Here is a 13120-nt window from a genome sequence, read left to right as displayed (position 1 = left end):
ACGATAGGTCATTCCCTAATGTCGTTAACTTGACATTTCTGCCGCTTGAAACTCCCCGATTCAGAGCACCAATCTACAGACAATCATTGGCTGCATTCACATTGCAAAAGAGTGTGCACTTGCAACCAGATCAATAACAAAGCCACTCAAAACCTCGTATTTACCCGAAGAAAAAGCCGCCAGCCCGGAACGGCTGGCGGCTTTTTCAATAACTTGCTGCAGCGCAGCAATTTAGCGTGGCATGCCCAGGGCGCGCTCGGCCATGAGGTTCATCTGAATCTCGTTGGTGCCTGCGTAGATCGTGTCGGCACGGCTGACCAGCCAGAGCTGCTGCAGGGGACGCAGCGCCGGATCATTCAGGGCCAGCTCGCCCTGCTCTCCCAGCACGTCCATCGCCAGTTCGCCCAGATCGCGGTGCCAGTTGGACCATGCGTACTTGGAAACCGAGGCCACACGGAACGGCGTGTTTTCATCGCTGGAGCGCAGGGCATGGGCACGCAGGGTCTGCAAGCCCATGTCGGCCTTGGCCAGACGCTGGCGCAGCAGCGGGTCACGGGCCGCGCCATTGCGCTTGGCCAGGTCGATGATCAGATCCAGTTCGTGGCGGAAATGCGCCTGCTGGCCCAGTGTTGAGGCACCGCGCTCGCAGCCCAGCAAGTACATGGCCACTTTCCAGCCATCGCCCACAGGGCCCAGGTGCAGCGCGCCATCGGTGCGGGCGCCATCGAAGAAGACTTCGTTGAATTCCGAGCCGCCGGTGATCTGGCGGATGGCGCGCACTTCCACGCCGGGCTGGTTGATGGGCACCAGCAGCAGGCTCAGGCCCGAGTGGCGTGTGCTGCCCTCTTCGGTACGGGCCACCACAAATATCCATTCGGATTCATGGGCCCATGATGTCCAGACCTTCTGGCCGTCAATCACCCACTCGCCTGTCGCCTCATCGCGGCGCGCCTTGGTGCGAATTGCGGCCAGGTCAGAGCCTGCGCCAGGCTCGGAGTAGCCCTGAGCCCAGTAGTCCGTACCCGCCAGAATACCGGGCAGAAAGCGCTGCTTTTGTTCGGGCGTGCCATAGGCCATCAGCGTGGGCGCCAGCAGCGTCTCGCCAATGTGGCCGATACGGCCGGGGCCGCCGCAGCGCACATATTCCTCGTGGAAGATGACTTGCTGGGACAGCGGCGCATTGCGCCCGCCGTATTGCACATCCCAGCCCAGACCTGTCCAGCCGCCCTTGGCCAGCTCCTGCTCCCACTCCTTGGCCAGTTGCGGGTCATAGCCTTCCGAGCCCAGACCCGCTGCGTGCTTGAGCGGGGCAAACTTGCCCGTCAGGTGCTGGGCCATCCATTCACGCACCTCGGCGCGAAAGGCTTCATTGATTTCCGATTCCTGCATGTTCATGCTGCCTCCGCCACTGGCTGCTCATCCAACAAACGCGCTGCGATCTGCTCGCGCCACTGCTCCACCGTTCCCAGGCGCTGGCTGGATGCCTGCGCGCGGCGGAAGAACAGGTGCGGATCAAACTCCCAGGTAAAGCCCACGCCGCCGTGCAGTTGAATGCTTTCACGCGTAGAAAAGAGAGCTGCTTCCGTAGCATCTGTACGGGCTTGCGCTGCAAAATAGGTCAAATCCGTTGTTTCACCGGCGGTATCCGCTATGAAAGCTGCTGCATAAACCGCAGAGCGCGCAGTCTCCACCTTCACCAGCATCTGCGCTGCGCGGTGCTTGACGCCCTGGAAGCTGCCCACGGCCTTGCCGAACTGCTGGCGCTCCTTGGTGTATTCCACGGCCAGATCCAGCGCACGCTCAGCCACGCCCACCTGTTCGGCGGCCAGGCCAATCGCAGCCACATTGCGGGTCTGCGCCCACAGCTTGCTCAGTGCATCGCCATAGATAAGAACGGCAGCACCTGTCAGCTTCACATTGGTCGCCGTCACGTTGGCGCTGCTGCGTGTGGCATCAATCGTCTGCAGCGCCTGCACGTTCAGGCCATCAGCCTTTGCGCTGACTTCCAGCAAACCCAGCGATCCGCAAGGCAGTGTGGCGGGCAGCAAAAACACATCGGCATGCGCGCCAGAGCCAACCTGGCTCCACTGGCCGTTCAGCACCAACTGATCGCCTGTCGCGCCTTCAACCTTCACCGTCGCCGCTGCAGGCAGCTCGCCGCGCACCGTCATGCCCAGCACGCAGATCTGGCCGGACTGTGCCAGTCGCTCCACCACTGGCAGGCCCTGCTCGGTCTGGCTCAGGGCCTTCCACAGCGGAGTGAGTGCCACCACCGCATCAAAGAAAGGAACGCAAGCCAGGTGGTAACCCATCTGCTCCTGCAGCAGCGTCAGCTCACGCAAACCCAGGCCCATGCCACCAGCGGCTTCGGGCAGCGCCACGCCGCACCAGCCCATCTCCACCACTTCCTGCCACAGCGCGCGGTCCAGACCGCCTTCTGTTTCAGAGACCTTACGCACCTGCGCTGTCGTGCTTTTTTCCTGCAAAAACACGACCGCGCTTTCGACGATCATTTTTTGCTCTTCGTTCAGACTTAAATCCATGATGGCTCGCGTCCTGAGTTCTTCATCAAATGGGAAATAGCCGGGGCCGAGAGTCTGTTGACCTTCTCAGCGCCCGGCTGTTGGCATCAGGTGCCGTAAACCTTCTGGGGAGCCTTGCCTTCGGCAATCAGCTGATCGACCACGCCAGTCAGCTCGGAAGGTTCCCAGCGGCCTTGCTTGTCATTGATCTTGCCGGTGAACCAGCCATCGGCCACGGACAGCTCGCCGCCCTTGGCTTCAAAGCAGCGGCCCGTCACATGCTTGGACTGAGCGCTGCCCAGCCACACCACGATGGAAGCCACGTTCATGGGGTCCCACACGTCAAAGCCGGATTCGGGCTTCTTGACCATATCGGGCATGGCGCCTTCGGTCATGGAGGTACGCGCAGCAGGCGCCAGGCAGTTGGCGGTGATGCCGTAGCGGGCCAGTTCAGCCGCCTGCACCAGTGTCAGGCCAGCAATACCGGCCTTGGCGGCTGCGTAGTTGCTCTGGCCGATGGAGCCTTGCAGGCCCGCGCCGGAGCTGGTGTTGATGATGCGGGCATCCACTTCCTTGCCTGCCTTCTTCTGGTCACGCCAGTAGCCACCGAACACCTTGGCCATGCAGAAGTGGCCGCGCAGATGCACGCGCATGACCATGTCCCAGTCTTCTTCTGACAGGCTCAGGAACATGCGGTCGCGCAGCACGCCGGCGTTGTTGACGATCACGTTCACATCGCCAAAGGCTGCCAGGGTTGCGTCCAGAATCGACTGAGCGCCGGCCACCGAAGTGATGTCGCCCGTGTTGGCAATGGCCTGACCGCCAGCGGCCTTGACTTCATCGGCCACGGCCTGCGCGGCTTCGGCGCGGATGTCATTGACCACCACATTTGCACCTTCTTGCGCGAAGGCCAGCGCATAGGCGCGGCCAAGGCCACCGCCTGCACCGGTAATGACGACGGTTCTCTGGTTGCAAATACCCATTTCTTTCCCCTTTTGCTTGCAATGCAGGGCAGCTATCTCGCCAGCCCTGCTTTCTTGAAATTACGCTTTGAAAACAGACAGATCCGGCATGCGGTCTGCCCATGGAACGGTTTGCTCCAGCTGTGCAGCCAGACCGAACAGGCGACCTTCGCGTCCATAGGGCGCGGCAAAGTGCGCGCCAATGGGCAGGTTGTCAGCAGTCCAGTGCATGGGCACAGACATGGCGGGCTGGCCCGTCATATTGAAAAGTGTGGTGTAGGGCGAAGCCTTGACAGCCTCACGCGCAAACGATTCGTAGGGCTGATCGAGCGACAGCACGCCCAGCAGCGGTGGCGGCACCGCCATCACTGGCGTCAGAATCAGGTCGTACTTCAGGAAGAAGCGGTCCAGAATCTGGCCTGCCGTATCGAAGTTGGTGCGCGCAGCCAGCATCTGCTCGGCCGTATAGCTCTTGGCTTTTTCCAGATAGACCCAGTCCATCTGTTCCACCTCGTCCTGACGCACGGCACGGCCCAGCAGTTTTTCGCGGGCACGAATGGTGGCCATCATGCCAACCGAAGTCACAATGCCCAGGCCAGAGAACACATCGGCCACTGGCAGCTCTGGCATGTCTTCCACGATTTCGTGGCCCAGTGCCAGGCAGGCCTTGATGGCTTTGTCCACGGCTGCTTGGCAATCGGCATGCACAGGAATACCAAAGTAGTTACGAGGCCAGACGGCGATCTTCAGTTTGCGCGGCTCCTGCTTCAGCGCCTCCAGATAGCTGCTTTCCACATCACGCGGCGGCACCGAGCGCGAGCCAGGTTCACGGCCCTGCGTCAAGTCCAGCAAGTGCGCACTGTCACGCACCGAACGGCTAATCACATGGTTCATGGATAGCCCCAGCCAGCCTTCCATATTCACAGGCCCCGCTGGCAGGCGCCCACGGCTGGGCTTGAGACCAAACAGGCCGCAGTGCGAAGCGGGAATGCGGATGGAGCCACCGCCATCGCTGGCATGGGCCACCGGCAAAATGCCTGCCGCAACCACAGAAGCCGCGCCACCCGATGAGCCACCCGTGGTGTGGGCTGCGTTCCAGGGGTTGGGCGACTTGCCGTAGAGCAAAGACTCTGTTGTGGGCGTCTGGCCAAACTCGGGCGATGCCGTCTTGCCAAAAATATTGAGGCCAGCGGCCTTGTAGCGCGCCACCAGCGTGCTGTCATATTCGGCAACAGCGCCCTTGAAGAAACGGCAGCCGTTGGTGGTGACCGTTCCCTTCATGTACTGATTCAGGTCTTTGATCAGAAAGGGAACGCCCCACATGGGTGCTTTCTCGGTGGCTTCAGCGCGGGCTGCAGCCCCCAGAGCAGACATTTGCTTGGCCAAAGTACGGGCGATCTCGTAGTCCTTGATCACCACGGCATTGAGCTTGGGCAGCGCTTCCACGCGGCCAATGGCGGCATCCAGTGCTTCCAGAGGCGTTACATCGCCACGACGAATTTGCTCGGCCCATGCGTAGCCGTCCACCTTCACATCCATGCCTGCCTCCTGCTTTTTGCCTGCCAAAGCCTGAGCTGCGGGGATGGCTGCACCCGCCGCAACTGCGCCAGCGCCCATCACAAAAGCGCGGCGATCCAGGCCATGATTGTTGGAATTGCTGTTCGACATCGAAAACCTTCCTCAGGCCTTGAAAGCCGACAGGTCAGGCATACGATGGGCCCATGGCAAGGCCTGCTCCAGCTGCGCGGCCAGACGCAGCAAACGCCCCTCAGCGCCAAATGGCGCCACAAAGTGCGAGCCCACGGGAATGTTCTCCGCCGTCCAGTGCAGCGGCACCGACATGGCGGGATGGCCACTGATATTGAACAGCGAGGTGAACGCCGAAGAGTTCATGGCCTCTGCCGCATAGCTGGCATAGGGCTGATCCAGGCGCAGCGCACCCAGCAACTGGGCTGGCACGGCTGTCGTGGGCGAAAGAATCAGGTCGTATTTGCTCAGGAAAGCATCGATCAGCTGACCCGCCTTGTCAAAACCTGCACGCCCCCGGAACAGCTCCAGTGCCGAAGCTTTTTTGGCCGCCTGCAGCGCAGCCCAGTTCAGCGGCTCGAACTCATCCTCTCGCGCTGCACGCCCCAGTTGCTTTTCGCGGTATTCAACACCGCTGAGCATGCCTGCCGACATGCCTGGCCCCATGCCCGCAAAAATCTCGGCCACGGGCAAATCAGGCATGGCGTCTTCAACAATGTGCCCCATGGCCTCACAGGCCTTGGCAGCCTTGTCCACGGCAGCCAGGCAATCGGCATGCACGGGAATGCCAAAGTAAGTCTTGCGCCAGACGGCAATGCGCAACTTTTTTTCGGGCGGCTGATTCAAAGCCTTCAGATAGCTGCCCTGCACATCGCTACCGGGGCGCACGCGAGAGCCGAACTCCGGACCTGCGCCCACATCCAGCAGCAAGGCACTGTCGCGCACGCTGCGGCTGATGACATGCCCTACCGACAGGCCGATTGCGCCATCCAGCGAATCCGGCCCTGCAGGCACACGACCACGACTGGGCTTGAGGCCAAACAGGCCGCAGTGCGCGGACGGAATGCGAATGGAGCCACCACCATCTGTGGCATGCCCCACAGGCAAGATGCCCGCAGCCACCGCAGCCGCCGTGCCGCCCGATGACCCACCCGTGGTGTGCTTGCTATTCCATGGGTTGGGCGTAACGCCATAGAGCTTGGACTCCGTGGTCGTGGTCATGCCAAATTCAGGTGCAGCGGTCTTGCCAAAAATATTCAGGCCAGCCGCCTTGTAACGCGACACCACGGTGGAATCGTGCTGGGCCACCGCATCCTTGAAAAAGCCGCAGCCGTTGGAAGTGACGGTGCCTGCCATGCTGACGCCCAGGTCCTTGAGCACAAAGGGCATGCCCCACAGCGGCGCTGTTTCGCAGGCTTTTTTACGCTCTGCACCGCTCAGCGCCGATTGCTTGCGGGCCAGTTCACGCGCCTGCTCGTAGTTCTTGATGACAACGGCATTGAGCTTGGGCAGCACTTCCACACGGGCAATGGCCGCATCCAACGCTTCAAGAGGCGTCATGTCACCACGGCGCAGTTGCTCGGCCATGGTGATGGCATCTGCAGGTGCGCCCTGTACCTGTGCCTGTGCCTGCGTCTTTGCCATGGCCTGCTCAACTGGCAAAGCGCTGGCCGCAACCGTGGTGGCGGCAGCCATGAGAAATGTTCTACGTTCTGTATCTGTCGCGCTGTCTTGCATGTCTTTGTCTCCGTTGATATTTTTTTGGATGACTTGCGAAGCCGCTAACTCTGGTTTCACCAACGAGAGACAGGCACTTTGCGAGTGCCTGTCTTCATGCCTGTATCAGAGGCGCTCGATGATGGTCACATTGGCCTGACCACCGCCTTCGCACATGGTCTGCAGACCAAAGCGACCGCCGGTGCGCTCCAGCTCATGCAGCAAGGTGGTCATGAGCTTGGCGCCCGAGGCACCCAGCGGGTGACCCAGAGCGATGGCGCCGCCGTTGACGTTGGTCTTGGCGTGGTCGTAACCAGTTTCCTTGAGCCAGGCCATGACGACGGAGGCAAAGGCTTCGTTGATTTCAACCAGGTCGATATCGGACATGGTCATGCCCGACTTCTTGAGCGCGTATTCCGTCGCCGCAATCGGTGCGGTCAGATGCCAGATGGGGTCATCGGCACGCACACTGATGTGGTGGATACGGGCACGGGGCTTGAGGTTGTAGCGCTTGAGAGCCGCCTCGGACACCACCAGCACAGCAGCTGCTGCATCGCAGGTGGAGCTGGAAACTGCAGCGGTGATGGCCGGATAGGTTGGGTCCACCGGCTCCAGCGTGGCCATCTTTTCCAGCGTGGAAAGACGCGCGGTCTCGTCCATCTTGAAGTCACCGAAAGGCACGATTTCGCGGTCAAAACGGCCTTCGGCAATTGCCTTCAGTGCGCGGTCATGGCTTTCCTTGGCAAACACTTCCATGTCTGCACGGCTAATGCCCCAGTGGTCAGCAATGCGCTGCGCTGCATAGAACTGGTTGACCGGTGCATTGCCAAAACGTGCCTGCCAGCCCTTGCTCTCGGCAAACGGCGTGGTGAAGCCCAGAGGCTGGCCTGCCAGCATGGCCGAGGAGATCGGGATCGCTGTCATGGTCTGCACGCCACCGGCCAGAATCACGTCCTGCGTGCCGCTCATCACGGCCTGCGCCGCAAAGTGAATGGCCTGCTGGGAAGATCCGCACTGGCGGTCAATAGTGGTGCCGGGCACGTTCAAAGGCATGCCCGCAGCCAGCCAGGAAGTGCGGGCAATGTCGCCAGCCAGCGCGCCAATGGTGTCCACGCAACCGAAGATCACGTCGTCATATTCAGACGCGGGAATCTCGTTGCGCTCAACCAGTTCCTTGATCACATGGGCGCCCAGGTCGGCGCCATGCACGGTTGCGAGAGAGCCCTTGCGCTTGCCAGTGGGCGAGCGCAGAGCGTCAACGATATAAGCTTGGGCGCTCATGCAGCCACCTCTTCAGCAATGGTATTGATAGCGGTCTGCGCTGTGCAGCCGCCGCATGCGGATGTTTCGCGGTCGAATGTGGCACCAGGGCCAACGGGAGCGCCTGCGCCGCGCAGCAGCCCCTGGCTCAGACGAGCAGAGTGATAGCCCTTGTCGCCCCAGGCAGCGTCCAGCACCCAGGCGCGCTTCATGAACATCTGCAGATCGACTTCCCAGGTGTACCCCATAGCGCCATGCACCTGCAGGCTGTTGCGCGAGGCAAACCAGCTCGCTTCGCTGCACTGCAGCTTGGCGTGAGAAACACGCACTGCCACATCGGCCTCGCCATGCTGCAGCGCGTAGAAAGCGCGGTACAGCACTGGCTTGGCGAATTCGATCTTGGTGACGATGTCTGCCAGGTGATGCTGCACGGCCTGGAAGCTGCCAATGACCTTGTCGAACTGCTTGCGCTGGGCGACATAGTCCACCGACAGGTCCAGCATGCGCTGGGCCAGGCCCAGCATCTGCGCGGCAGAGCACAGCGCGCCACGCTCGGCAGCCGTATCCCAGATCTTCTGCGCTTCAACGCCTGCCAGCACTCGGGTGGCGTCGGAAGGCGTCCATTGCACCTTGCTCAGGCGGCGCGAAGAGTCAATGCTCTTGAGCTCTGTCAGCTGGCACTGTGCGCGGGGCACCAGATGCAGCTCAAGGCCTGTGCTGCTGGCGTGAGGCAGCAGCAAGATATCGGCCATGGCCGCATCAGCCACATTGGGGTTGATGGGGTGACCAACGGCCACGCGGCACTCGCCCGTCGCAATCTTGGGCAGCCATTCGCTGCGCACCGCATTGCCCGCAGGCAGTGCCGACAGCATGCCAACCGCAACGAAAGCGGTTTCCGTCAGGCAGTCGGGCAGGCCGTAGTAGCCCACTTCCTGCTGCAGCAATACCCAGTCAATGTCGGTCATGCCCATGCCGCCGTCGGCTTCGGGCACGGACAGAGCCATGAAGCCCTGCTCGGCAATCTTGCTCCACAGCTCGGGAGAGCGGCCGCTCTTGGTTTCCCACAGGTCGCGCAGCAGCTCCGGAGCAGCTTCTGTCATCAGAAAGCGGCTGATCGAATCACGAAACGCGGTTTGATCTTCGGTGAAAGTGAAGTCCATGGTGCTATCTCCAGGGGATCAGGACTTGGGCAGACCCAGCATGCGCTGGGCGATGATGTTGCGCTGAATCTCGTTGCTGCCCGCATAGATGGGGCCGGCCTGAGAGAACAGGAAACCTTCGAGCCAGAAGTTGGCTTCTTCGTCGTCGCAGACTTCTGCACGCGGGCCCAGAATCCGCATCGCGGTTTCGTGAATCAGGATGTCCAGCTCGGACCAGACAATCTTGTTGGTGCTGGCTTCCGCACCAATCTGCGCGCCCTTGGCCAGGCGGCTGACCGTGTGGTACGAAGACAAGGTGTAGGCTTCCGCACCTTGCCAGGCACGCAGCACGGCATCGCGGATGGAGTGATCGCGATCGGCTTCCGCCTGATTGCGCAGATACAGATCCACCAGCTTTTGCACGCTGCGCTGATAGCGTGCTGGCGAGCGCAGCAGCAGGCCACGTTCAAAACCAGCGGTAGCCATGGCCACATGCCAGCCCTTGCCTTCCGCACCCAGCAGGTTCTCTACCGGCACTTCCACATCGTCGAAGAAGATTTCGGCGAAATGCTCGCTGCCATTGATAGCGCGAATGGGGCGCACGGTAATACCGGGTGTGTTCAGCGGCACCAGGATGTAGCTCAGGCCATGGTGACGGCTGGAAGCGGGGTCGCTGCGGAACAGGCCAAACAGCCAGTCCGCAAAAATGGCGCGGGTGGACCAAATCTTCTGACCGTTCAGGATGTATTTGTCGCCCTGGCGGATGGCGCGGCTGCTGATGGCAGCCATGTCAGAGCCTGCATTGGGCTCGGACCAGCCCTGAGCCCACATATCGTCGCAACGTGCCATGCGGGGCAGGAAGCGGGCTTTTTGCTCGGGCGTACCAAATTCCATCAGCGTAGAGCCGAACAGCAAAATGCCGTTCTGGTTCACGCGAGCCGGTGCATCGGCTGCCCAGTACTCTTCTTCAAAGATCAGCCACTCGTTCAGATCACAGCCGCTGCCACCCAGATCTTTGGGCCAGGTCACAGCGCTGTAGCCAGCATCGGCCAGCTTGGCCTCCCACTGGCGGTGCTGCTCGAAACCTTCGCGGGTGTCATAGCTCTTGAGGCGTTCCTTGGGAGCATTTTCCTTGAGCCATTCCCGCACTTTCATGCGGAAGGCTTTTTGCGCCGGGGTGTAGGTCAAATCCATGTTTTGTCTCCTCAGTGCGCAGTGATGCTCAGAACTTGGCGTCGCGCTTTTCCACGAAGGCGCTGCGCGTCTCGGCGGAATCGGGGCTCATATAGGCTTGCAGGGTGAAGCCTTGTTCCCACCGGTATTTGTCTTCCAGATTGCCGTCTTCAATACCGGTCAGCGCTTCCTTGGCGATGCGGATCATGGCGGGGCTCTTGGCCGCAATCTTGTTGGCGATGTCCATGGCGGTGTCGCGCAGTTGCTCGCGGGGCACCACACGCTCAATCGCACCCAGACGGAAAGCTTCCTGTGCGCCGATCATCTCGCCCGTGAAGAACAGGTAGCGGGTCTTTTGCACACCGAACATGCGCTGCAGGTGAGCTGCACCGCCCATGGCGCCACGGTCCACTTCGGGCAAGCCGAAAGTGGCGTCTTCCGCCGCAATCACGATGTCGGATGCACCGCAGATACCAATGCCGCCACCCAGCACAAAGCCGTGGACTGCAGCGATCACGGGAACCTTGTTCAGGTGCACCGCCTTGAACGTGGCGTAGTTGCCAGCGTTCACATCGACGATGAGCTTGTCGTTGGTGGCCAGTTCCTTGATATCCACACCGGCGCAAAAGCCACGGTTTTCGGCGCGGATCACGATGACGCGCACTTCGGGCTTGTCGCCCAGCGACTGGATTTCCTTGGCCAGGCCATTCCAGCCGGCTGCATTCAGGGCATTAACGGGAGCGCGGTCAATCACCAGCTCTGCCACACCGTTGTCGTGAATAGTGGAGTGAAATTGTTGAGAGGACATATCCAGTCTCGTTGGCTTGTTGTTATGCAGGAGTCAATTCGTTGAGTGCAGCGCGGCGGGTCATGGCCTGGCTCATGATTCCGTTGATCACGTCTTCACAGCTGTCGAGCTTGCCGATCAGCGCAGCCACCTGGCCAGCGGACATCACGCCCTCGGCAGGGTTGCCATCCACCATGGAGCGCTGCAGCAGCATGGGGGCGTTGGCCGCCATCACGGTCTGAGCGACGGAAGAAGAGTCTTCGCGCACAGCCTTCATGAAGATGCTGATGGCCTGGCCGGTGGTCATGCCGGTTTCAGCCTTCCATTGCAGAGCCAGGCTCAGTGCAATGCGCAGACGCTTCATGGGGCTGGCTTTTTCCAGCATGGCCAGGTATTCGTTGGGAATCATGCGCTGGGGCATGCCATCGACCAGATGCGAGACAGCAATCTTCTCGGCATCCTTGGTGGCCAGATAGCGCTTGAGCGTTTCTTCAGGCACCTTGGAATCGCTGGTCATCAGAAAGCGGGTACCCATGGCGATACCAGAGGCACCGAAAGCCAGTGCAGCCAGCAGACCGCGCCCGTCGTAGAAGCCACCAGCGGCAATCACCGGCACACTGACGGCATCCACCACCTGGGGCAACAGCACCGTGGTGGGCACGCTACCGGTATGGCCGCCACCTTCACCACCTTGCACGGTGATGGCGTTTGCGCCCATCTCGATGGCTTTTTGTGCGTGCTTCAAGGCACCGACGGTAGGCATGCAGACGATGCCCGCATCGCGCAGACGACCAATGACCTTCTTGTCCGGGCCACGGCCATAGCTGACGGCACGCAGGCGATATTTCACCGCCAGGTCCAGCAATTGCTGGGCATTGGGCTGGAACATGTGAAAGTTCAGACCGAAAGGCTGGTCATCGGTCTCGCGCTTGACGCGCAGGATTTCAGCCTCAATCTTGTCGGCAGCAATCGTCGCCCCCGCCAGGAAGCCAAAGCCACCGGCGTTGGTGGTACCGATCACCAGATCAGCACCAGCCACATAGCCCATGGCTGTCTGGATGATGGGGTAACGGCAGCCCAGCATCTCGCAGATAGGAGTGCGCAGTCCGCCCATGTCGTTCATATTGCTCATGCCTTGGACTCTTCTTTATTTGCCTTGACCATGGATTTCGCGTCCTGGCCGCCCAGTTGGCCCATGCCCATGGCCTGGCTGTGTGCGTGGGCAAAGTGGTGATAGCCAAAGGCCATGTCCATGGTGGAACGCAGGCCCTGCAGCTCTTCAGCCTTGTTGACGACCATCTTGGTCAGTGCCAAGCCCAAGCGGGGCTGGGCCGCCATGCGCTGAGCCATGGCATAGACCTGCTCCTCCAGCTCGGCGCGTGGCACCACACGGTTGACCATGCCCATCTGGTAGGCACGATCAGCTCCCATGCGGTCGCCCAGCAGCAGAAACTCCTTGGCGATACGTGGGTGCAGTTCGTGCGCGTGAGCGAAATACTCCACGCCCGGGATGCCCATGCGAACCACGGGGTCCTGGAAGAAGGCGTCATCGCTGGCCACGATCAGGTCACAGACCCAGGCCAGCATCAGGCCGCCAGCCACGCAGGCGCCCTGCACCATGGCGATCAGCGGCTTGGGAATGTCGCGCCAGCGGCGGCACATGCCCAGATAGACTTCCTGCTCGCGGGCGAACAGTTGCTCGCCCCCGGGCTTATTGGTGTGATCCCACCACAGGTGTGCACGGTCAAACGTCTTGTTGATGTCACGGCCTGGTGTGCCAATATCGTGGCCAGCACTGAAGTGCTTGCCTGCACCACGCAGCACGATCACCTTGACGCTGTCGTCATCAGTGGCCTTGCGGAATGCAGCATCCAGCGCATAGGTCATCTGAGAGTTCTGCACGTTGTTGAACGTGGGTCTGTTCATGGTGACCGTGGCAATGCCGTTGTCCACGCTGTACAGCACCGGCTCGTCAGTTTCATAGACGGCCTTGTCTTCGCGTGTCACAAATTCGCTGGAAGCTGCATGTTCCAT

11 protein-coding genes are annotated in these 13120 nt (G+C 61.0%); all 11 read right to left on the bottom strand.

Annotation, left to right across the window (positions count from 1 at the left end; translation table 11 throughout):
- Window positions 1-231: 231 nt before the first annotated feature.
- The 11 genes from JDW18_RS07005 to JDW18_RS06955 all read right to left on the bottom strand — a co-directional run bounded on the left by JDW18_RS07005 (window position 232) and on the right by JDW18_RS06955 (window position 13120).
- On the bottom strand, window positions 232-1395 hold the full coding sequence (locus JDW18_RS07005) for an acyl-CoA dehydrogenase family protein (protein WP_246610303.1): 1164 nt from the start codon (window positions 1393-1395) through the stop codon (window positions 232-234).
- Window positions 1392-2543 (bottom strand): acyl-CoA dehydrogenase family protein, encoded by a 1152-nt coding sequence (locus JDW18_RS07000; RefSeq protein ID WP_246610301.1) that lies wholly within the window; start codon window positions 2541-2543, stop codon window positions 1392-1394. The genes JDW18_RS07005 and JDW18_RS07000 overlap by 4 nt, the downstream gene beginning before the upstream one ends.
- An 86-nt stretch (window positions 2544-2629) precedes the next feature.
- Window positions 2630-3505 carry an SDR family oxidoreductase gene (locus tag JDW18_RS06995; RefSeq protein ID WP_218242960.1) on the bottom strand — a complete coding sequence of 292 codons (876 nt, stop codon included), beginning with the start codon at window positions 3503-3505 and terminating at the stop codon, window positions 2630-2632.
- Between the two features lie 60 nt (window positions 3506-3565).
- Window positions 3566-5152 (bottom strand): amidase, encoded by a 1587-nt coding sequence (locus tag JDW18_RS06990; RefSeq protein ID WP_218242959.1) that lies wholly within the window; start codon window positions 5150-5152, stop codon window positions 3566-3568.
- Window positions 5153-5164: 12 nt separating this feature from the next.
- Complete coding sequence (locus JDW18_RS06985) at window positions 5165-6748, bottom strand: amidase (RefSeq protein ID WP_218242958.1); 1584 nt, start codon at window positions 6746-6748, stop codon at window positions 5165-5167.
- Window positions 6749-6853: 105 nt separating this feature from the next.
- Window positions 6854-8008, bottom strand: a complete 1155-nt coding sequence (locus JDW18_RS06980) for an acetyl-CoA C-acetyltransferase (protein WP_218242957.1) — start codon at window positions 8006-8008, stop codon at window positions 6854-6856.
- The gene (locus JDW18_RS06975) at window positions 8005-9147 is read right to left on the bottom strand and encodes an acyl-CoA dehydrogenase family protein (protein WP_218242956.1); all 1143 of its coding nucleotides are present in this window, start codon (window positions 9145-9147) and stop codon (window positions 8005-8007) included. Before JDW18_RS06975 ends, JDW18_RS06980 begins: the two co-directional genes overlap by 4 nt.
- An 18-nt stretch (window positions 9148-9165) precedes the next feature.
- On the bottom strand, window positions 9166-10320 hold the full coding sequence (locus tag JDW18_RS06970; protein ID WP_218242955.1) for an acyl-CoA dehydrogenase family protein: 1155 nt from the start codon (window positions 10318-10320) through the stop codon (window positions 9166-9168).
- Window positions 10321-10348: 28 nt separating this feature from the next.
- The gene (locus JDW18_RS06965) at window positions 10349-11107 is read right to left on the bottom strand and encodes an enoyl-CoA hydratase family protein (RefSeq protein ID WP_218242954.1); all 759 of its coding nucleotides are present in this window, start codon (window positions 11105-11107) and stop codon (window positions 10349-10351) included.
- A gap of 22 nt (window positions 11108-11129) precedes the next feature.
- Window positions 11130-12218 (bottom strand): NAD(P)H-dependent flavin oxidoreductase, encoded by a 1089-nt coding sequence (locus JDW18_RS06960; protein ID WP_218242953.1) that lies wholly within the window; start codon window positions 12216-12218, stop codon window positions 11130-11132.
- Entirely contained in the window at window positions 12215-13120 is a 906-nt protein-coding gene (locus JDW18_RS06955; RefSeq protein ID WP_218242952.1) for an enoyl-CoA hydratase, read from the bottom strand. Before JDW18_RS06955 ends, JDW18_RS06960 begins: the two co-directional genes overlap by 4 nt.

Origin of the sequence: Comamonas fluminis, from assembly GCF_019186805.1 — a bacterium.
GTDB lineage: Bacteria > Pseudomonadota > Gammaproteobacteria > Burkholderiales > Burkholderiaceae_C > Comamonas > Comamonas fluminis.
Note: the sequence above shows the minus strand (reverse complement) of the source record. Positions and strands in the feature narration are given on the sequence as shown.